At 70.9% G+C, this 1120-nt stretch carries 1 protein-coding gene; it reads left to right on the top strand.

Going from position 1 to position 1120, the window contains the following annotated elements; all coding sequences use genetic code 11:
• The coding region (locus ACFWUY_RS41885) for an Rv1355c family protein (RefSeq protein WP_384122398.1) at positions 1-1120 on the top strand (1120 nt) is incomplete at both ends.

Below are 1120 nucleotides of genomic sequence, written 5' to 3'. Positions count from 1 at the left end.
CCGCCGACGCGGCAACTCTGCGGCAGCTGGCGGGCCAGGCCGACATCCGCACCGACGACCTGCGGGCGGGGCTGCGTGCCGAGCTGGACCGGCTCATCGGCGTGCCGCCCGGCATCGACGCGCGCGAGGAACGCTGGATCTACTACCCGTGGCGGCGCGCGCTGGTCGCGGTCCTCGGGCCCGCGGCGTTCCAGGCGATTCGCTCGGACCGCAACCGCAACAAACTCACCAGGGACGAGCAGCAGCGCCTCGCTCAGTTGACCGTCGGCGTCGTCGGGCAGAGCGTCGGCCACTCGATCGCCTACACCCTGGCTCTCGAAGGGGCCTGCGGGCTGCTGCGCCTGGCCGACTTCGACACGATCGAACTGTCGAATCTGAATCGGGTGCCCGGCGGGCTGTTCGACGTCGGCGTGAACAAGGCGATCGTCACCGCGCGCCGGATCGCCGAACTCGACCCCTACCTGCCGGTCGAGATCTGGCCCGCGGGCGTGCTGGCCGACACGGTCTTTGAGTTCCTCGACGGGCTCTCGGTGGTGGTGGAGGAATGCGATTCCCTCGACATCAAGTTCGCGGTCCGCGAGGCCGCGCGCAGGCACCGGATGCCGCTGCTGATGGAGACCAGCGACCGCGGCCTGTTCGATGTCGAGCGCTACGACCTCGAACCCGACCGCGAACCCTTCCACGGCCTGCTCGGCGCGACCACCGGCGAGCAGCTGGCCGACCTCGACACCAAAGCCAAGGCGCCGCACGTGCTGCGCATTCTCGATCCCGGGCAGTTGTCGTCGCGGATGGCGGCCAGCCTCGCCGAGATCGGGGAGACGATAACCACCTGGCCGCAACTGGGCAGCGACGTACAGCTGGGCGCCGCGATCGTGACCGCTGCCGTGCGCCGGATCGGGCTCGGCGCCAAGCTGTCGTCGGGCCGAACGCGCATCGACCTCGACGCCACGCTGGACTCGCTCGCCGAACCCGGCTACCTCGACGACGGCATCGACTCCATCGTCGACGCTCCCGTCGAGCCGCCGCCTGCCGACCCGGCCGAGGCGATTCTCGCCTGCGCCCAGCGCGCGCCGTCCGGCGGCAATGTCCAGCCGTGGCAGCTGCGCGGTGACATCGCGAC

This window comes from Streptomyces sp. NPDC058664, assembly GCF_042716635.1.
Taxonomy (GTDB): Bacteria; Actinomycetota; Actinomycetes; order Streptomycetales; family Streptomycetaceae; genus Streptomyces.
The sequence above is the reverse complement of the archived record's forward strand: the minus strand, read 5'-3'. Positions and strand labels throughout refer to the sequence as shown.